At 59.5% G+C, this 6,045-nt stretch carries 5 protein-coding genes and 1 pseudogene; 2 read left to right on the forward strand and 4 right to left on the reverse strand.

Annotated features, from left to right (window positions below; all coding sequences use genetic code 11):
* The first annotated feature begins 2 nt into the window (after positions 1–2).
* Together J1G37_RS21365 and J1G37_RS21370 are read left to right on the forward strand one after the other, a co-directional pair.
* A complete protein-coding gene (locus J1G37_RS21365; RefSeq protein ID WP_207045296.1) occupies positions 3–716 on the forward strand; it encodes a DUF3108 domain-containing protein in 714 nt (237 codons plus the stop codon).
* Between the two features lie 351 nt (positions 717–1,067).
* Complete coding sequence (locus J1G37_RS21370) at positions 1,068–1,256, forward strand: hypothetical protein (protein ID WP_017734626.1); 189 nt, start codon at positions 1,068–1,070, stop codon at positions 1,254–1,256.
* A 94-nt stretch (positions 1,257–1,350) separates the two neighbouring features.
* Here the strand turns inward: J1G37_RS21370 and J1G37_RS21375 are convergent, their stop codons facing one another.
* From J1G37_RS21375 to rlmD, 4 genes and pseudogenes are all read right to left on the reverse strand, one after another.
* Positions 1,351–1,896 carry a DUF2058 domain-containing protein gene (locus tag J1G37_RS21375; protein ID WP_017734625.1) on the reverse strand — a complete coding sequence of 182 codons (546 nt, stop codon included), beginning with the start codon at positions 1,894–1,896 and terminating at the stop codon, positions 1,351–1,353.
* A 25-nt stretch (positions 1,897–1,921) separates the two neighbouring features.
* Complete coding sequence (gene mazG / locus J1G37_RS21380; protein ID WP_207045299.1) at positions 1,922–2,755, reverse strand: nucleoside triphosphate pyrophosphohydrolase; 834 nt, start codon at positions 2,753–2,755, stop codon at positions 1,922–1,924.
* A 148-nt stretch (positions 2,756–2,903) separates the two neighbouring features.
* The gene (relA, locus tag J1G37_RS21385; RefSeq protein WP_207045301.1) at positions 2,904–5,147 is read right to left on the reverse strand and encodes a GTP diphosphokinase; all 2,244 of its coding nucleotides are present in this window, start codon (positions 5,145–5,147) and stop codon (positions 2,904–2,906) included.
* 122 nt (positions 5,148–5,269) lie between these two features.
* Positions 5,270–5,917 (reverse strand): annotated as a pseudogene (rlmD, locus tag J1G37_RS21390) (23S rRNA (uracil(1939)-C(5))-methyltransferase RlmD); the annotation flags it as partial.
* Positions 5,918–6,045: the final 128 nt, after the last annotated feature.

Consider the following 6,045-nt stretch of genomic DNA (forward strand, 5'->3'; position numbering starts at 1 on the left):
TTATGCGTCGCGCCTTGCTCTTCGCTTTTGCTCTGTTTGCCTTGCCTGCGGTGCAAGCGGCAGACCTTCACCCTTTCTCCGTCAGCTACACCGCCGACTGGAAACAGTTGCCCATGAGTGGCTCGGCTGAACGCAGCCTGGCCAAGAATGGCGATGGCACCTGGACCTTGAACTTCAAGGCTTCGATGATGATCGCCAGCCTGACCGAAACCAGCGTCATCGTATTTGACAAGGACACCCTGCAACCGAAGAGCTACACCTTCGAACGCGGTGGCCTGGGCAAGGCGAAGAAGATCAACCTGGACTTCGACCAAACCGCCAAGAAAGTCACCGGTTTTGAAAACAAAGACCCGGTCAACGTAGCGCTGCAAAGCGGCATGCTCGACAAGTCGACCTACCAACTGGCCCTGCAACGTGACGTGGCAGCCGGCAAAAAAAGCATGAGCTACAACGTGGTGGAAGGTACCGACGTCGATACCTACGACTTCCGCGTGATCGGCCCGGAAAAGGTCCAGACCAAGGTCGGCTCCATTGACGCGATCAAGGTTGAGCGCGTGCGTGACCCGACGCAAAGCAAACGCATTACCCAGATGTGGTTCGCCAAGGACCAGGGCGGCATCCTGGTTGCACTGCGTCAGGTAGAAACTGACGGCAAGGAATACAACATCATGCTGCAAGACGGCACCGTTGACGGCAAGGCTGTCAAAGGTAGCTGATGGGCTAATGAACTAAAGAGCCTCGCTGAATGCGGGGCTTTTTTTTGCCTGATGGTTTTGTACAGAAGCTTCTGACGCCATCGCAGGCAAGCCAGCTCCCACATTTGGAATGCATTCCCCTGTGGGAGCTGGCTTGCCTGCGATGGCGGCAGTGGCCTCAGAACATGAAACTTCTGTCATAAAACTCCAGCCCCCACAACACAAACCCCCAATTCTCAAGGCCTGCAGCACTGTTGCAGTTCCTGCAATGAATAGTTGCGCGAAAAGTCGGTTTACTTAGCAAGCTAACAAAACATATAAAAGAGGCCTGCGACGACTTGCCGCAGACCCACCAGAGATTGGAGCAAGCAGATGACTGTAAAAGTAACTGAACGCGACGATGCACATATGTCCCACGAAGCGCTGGGCCATGGGATTCACATCTGGGATGTACACCAACAAGACCTGCTGGTCGGCATGTTTCACAACGAGAGTGACGCTCATAATTATAAGAACGAGCTGGAGTCACTTGAGATGAAACGTCAGGCAGAGAGCTCCTGAGCAGCGAAATCCTATAGGTACTCCAGCCCACGCAGCCGGAGTACCCAACAACAAAAACCCCGCCTTTTGAGCGGGGTTTGTTGTTTCTACAGCCTTACCACATCAGATCGTCAGGGATCTGGTAGGCGGCGTACGGATCATCCTCATCCGGCACTTGGCTTTCCGTCAGGATATTGAGCTGCACGATACGCTCTGGCGCACGCTCCTGGATCTTCAGCGCCGCTTCACGCGGGATCACCTCATAACTGCCACCGTGGTGCACGATCGCCAGCGAGCCGTTGCTCAGCTTGTTGCGCATCAAGGTGTTGACCGACAGGCGCTTGACCTTCTTGTCATCCACAAAGTTGTAGTAGTCCTCGGTGGTCAGCTTCGGCAGGCGCGAAGTCTCGATCAACTGTTTGACCTGGGCCGTGCGGGCCTTGGCCTCGGCTTTTTCCTGCTGCTGGCGGTTCAGTTCCTGGTCGCGCTTGACCTTCTCGGCCTGCGCTTCCTGGGCCAGGCGGGCCTGGGTGTCATCGGCCTCGATCTGGCCCTTGTGGACCAGGCGCTGCTGCTTCTGCTTCTCTTTGCCGACCTGCTTGGCCTGCTTTTGGTTGACCAGACCTGCTTTGAGTAACTGATCGCGAAGGGAAATGCTCATGGTGCTTACTCACTTAGGCAGCCGCTCAACCGCAGCTGGACATGTTCTTTTCCTGGCGTTTGGCTTCGCCCCACAGGGCGTCCAACGTTTCGAGGGTGCAATCTTCTATGGGTTGATGCGTGTCGCGCAATGCCTGTTCGATAAATCGGAAACGTCGCTCGAACTTGGCATTGGCGCCACGCAGCGCGGTTTCCGGGTCGACCTTGAGATGGCGGGCCAGGTTGACCGCGGCAAAGAGCAGGTCGCCGACTTCATCAGCGATAGCCGCCGGGTCGTTATCGGCCATGGCTTCGAGCACTTCATCGAGCTCTTCGCGCACGTTGTCCACTACTGGCAACGCCGACGGCCAGTCAAATCCCACCTGGCTGGCGCGCTTTTGCAGTTTGGCCGCGCGGGACAAGGACGGCAATGCTGTAGGAACATCATCCAGTAGGGAGAGCTGCTCCGGCGCGTCGGATTTTTCCGCACGCTCCTCGGCCTTGATCTGCTCCCAACGTTCCTTGACCTGCTCTTCACTCAGTTGCGGGATATCCAGCGGCGCATACAGGTCGCCGGTGGGAAACACGTGAGGATGACGACGGATCAGCTTGCGCGTGATGCTGTCGATCACCCCAGCGAATTCGAAACGCCCTTCTTCCCGTGCCAACTGGCTGTAATACACCACCTGGAACAACAGGTCGCCCAACTCGCCTTGCAGGTGATCGAAATCACCGCGCTCGATGGCGTCGGCGACTTCATAGGCTTCTTCCAGGGTGTGCGGGACGATGGTGGCGTAGGTTTGCTTGATGTCCCACGGGCAACCGTATTGCGGGTCGCGCAGGCGGTTCATCAGGTGCAGCAGGTCGTCTAGTGAATACATCGGTCAATCTCTGCCCATATTTCCAGAACACTGAAAATCAAATGTGGGAGCTGGCTTGCCTGCGATGCAGACACCTCGGTGTTTCAGTAATACAGAGGTGATGCAATCGCAGGCAAGCCAGCTCCCACAGAAGCCCGCAGCCCACACTTCAAGGTGTGCGGTTACGCCGCGTCTCAATGATGTTCGGCAACTGCGAAATCCGCCCCAACAACCGCCCCAACGCGTCCAACCCCGGGATCTCGATGGTCAGGGACATCAACGCCGTGTTGTCCTCTTTGTTCGAGCGGGTGTTGACCGCCAGCACGTTGATGCGCTCATTGAGCAGCACCTGGGACACGTCACGCAGCAAGCCGGAACGGTCGTAGGCCCGAATCACAATGTCCACCGGATAGGTGAGCACCGGCACCGGGCCCCAGCTGACCTGGATGATGCGCTCCGGCTCACGCCCGCCCAGTTGCAGCACCGAGGCGCAGTCCTGGCGGTGAATGCTCACGCCACGGCCCTGGGTGATGTAGCCGACGATGGCGTCGCCCGGCAACGGCTGGCAGCAGCCGGCCATTTGCGTCATCAGGTTGCCCACGCCCTGGATCTGGATATCGCCACGCTTGCCGGGCTTGTAGCCGGTGGCTTTGCGCGGGATCAGCTCCAGTTGCTCGCTGCCGCGTTCCGGTTCGACCAGCTGTTGCGCCAGGTTGACCAGTTGCGCCAGGCGCAGGTCGCCGGCACCCAGGGCGGCGAACATGTCTTCGGCGATCTTCATGTTGGCCTTTTCGGCCAGCTTGTCGAAGTCCACCTGCGGCAGGCCCAGGCGTGCCAGTTCGCGTTCGAGCAGGGTCTTGCCGGCGGCGACGTTCTGGTCGCGCGCCTGCAACTTGAACCAGTGCACGATCTTCGCCCGCGCCCGCGACGTGGTGATGTAGCCCAGGTTCGGGTTCAGCCAGTCGCGGCTCGGCGTACCGTGCTTGCTGGTGATGATCTCGACCTGTTCACCGGTTTGCAGGCTGTAGTTGAGCGGCACGATGCGCCCGTTGATCTTGGCGCCCCGGCAGTTGTGGCCGATCTCGGTGTGGACGCGGTAGGCAAAGTCCAGCGGCGTCGCGCCCTTGGGCAGGTCGATGGCGTGGCCATCAGGCGTGAAGATGTAGACCCGGTCCGGCTCGATATCCACCCGCAGCTGTTCGGCGAGGCCGCCGATGTCGCCGAGTTCTTCGTGCCATTCCAGCACTTGGCGCAGCCAGGAGATTTTCTCTTCGTACTGGTTGGACCCGGCCTTGACGTCGGTGCCCTTGTAGCGCCAGTGCGCGCACACGCCCAGCTCGGCCTCTTCGTGCATGGCGTGGGTGCGGATCTGCACTTCCAGCACCTTGCCTTCGGGGCCGATCACGGCGGTGTGCAGCGAGCGGTAGCCGTTCTCCTTGGGGTTGGCGATGTAGTCGTCAAACTCCTTGGGAATATGCCGCCACAGGGTGTGGACGATGCCCAGCGCGGTGTAGCAGTCGCGCATTTCCGGCACCAGCACCCGCACGGCGCGCACGTCGTAGATCTGGCTGAAGGCCAAGCCCTTGCGCTGCATTTTGCGCCAGATGGAATAGATGTGCTTGGCGCGGCCGCTGATGTCGGCATCAACGCCGGTGGCTTGCAACTCGGCGCGCAACTGGCCCATCACGTCGCTGATAAAGCGCTCGCGGTCGAGCCGCCGCTCATGCAGCAAGGTGGCGATCTGTTTGTATTGGTCGGGTTCGAGGTAGCGGAAGGACAAGTCCTCCAGCTCCCACTTGATATGGCCGATACCCAGGCGGTGCGCCAGCGGCGCGTAGATGTCGAAGACCTCGCGGGCGACGCGGTTGCGCTTTTCGTCGTCGGCGGTTTTCACCGCACGGATCGCGCAGGTGCGTTCGGCCAGCTTGATCAGGGCGACGCGTACGTCGTCGACCATCGCCACCAGCATCTTGCGCAGGTTCTCGACCTGGCCCTGGGTGCCCAGCACCATCGACTGGCGCGGGCTGAGGCTGGCGCTGATAGCGGCCATGCGCAGCACGCCGTCGATCAGCTTGGCCACCACGGCGCCGAAACGCTGGCTAACCAGCGGCAACGCGATATGCCCTTCACGCACGCCGCGATAGAGCACGGCGGCGATCAGCGAGTCCTGGTCCAGCTTGAGATCGGCCAGGATCTCGGCGATCTCAAGCCCGGTGCGAAAGCTGGAAGTGCCTTCGGCCCACAGGTTTTTCGCCGCATTGTCTTGCTGCTCGGCCTCACGCGCGAACTCGCAGGCGGCTTTCAATGCTTCACGGTCCAGTGCCGGATCGACACTGATGGCATGGTCCAGCCATGCCTCCAGGTTGATACTGCCGTCGGTGTTGATCGGCTGGTGTGCTCTCACCTGTACCATCTCTCTTACCTTCCCTACGACGCACCTTGAATGCGCCAATATCATCGCCGACCTTTTACTGCGAACTCCCTGGCAGGTCACAGGCCCTGGAGAACGCAGGCCAGTCGGATTAAACGGGCATCCTAGCCCGCTTCAAATAACGCCATGGCCTCGACATGCGCGGTTTGCGGAAACATGTCGAGGATCCCGGCACGTTTTAGCCGGTAGCCTTGCTTGACCAACTCAACCGTGTCCCGCGCCAGCGTCGCCGGGTTGCAGGACACATACACCAGGCGCTTGGCCCCCAGGGTGGCGAGCTTGCGCACAACCTCTTGGGCACCGTCACGGGGTGGGTCCAAGAGTACCGCAGAAAAGCCCTGTTTGGCCCATTCTGCGTCGGTCAAAGGCTGGGACAAATCGGCCTGAAAAAACTGCGCATTATGCAAATTGTTGCTGACGGCATTCAGAGCCGCCCGGTCCACCATGGTCTGCACACCCTCCACCGCCACCACTTCGCGCACTTGTTTGGCGAGTGGCAGGGCAAAGTTGCCCAGGCCGCAAAACAGGTCCAGCACCCGCTCATCGGGCTGTGGCGCCAGCCATTCCAGGGCCTGGGCAACCATCGCGGCGTTGACCCCGGCGTTGACTTGCACGAAGTCGCCTGGACGGTAAGCCAGTTCCAAATCCCACTGCTCCAAACGAAAACCCAGGACCGCATCAGCGTCCACCGGCTCCGGCTGGCCTTCGCCATGCAGCCACAGCTGGGCTTCATGGAAAGCGCAAAATTCTTTCTTCTGGGGCTTGATAAACGTTAGGACATAAGTATTTTATAAACAACAAATTAGAAAATAATTATCGAATCGTTAGTTCAGGTCATAGGTTAGGGGGAGTAGATGGAGCTTCTGTGGGCTACTAAGTC

It is taken from the genome of Pseudomonas sp. Marseille-Q1929 (genome assembly GCF_017316265.1).
GTDB lineage: Bacteria > Pseudomonadota > Gammaproteobacteria > Pseudomonadales > Pseudomonadaceae > Aquipseudomonas.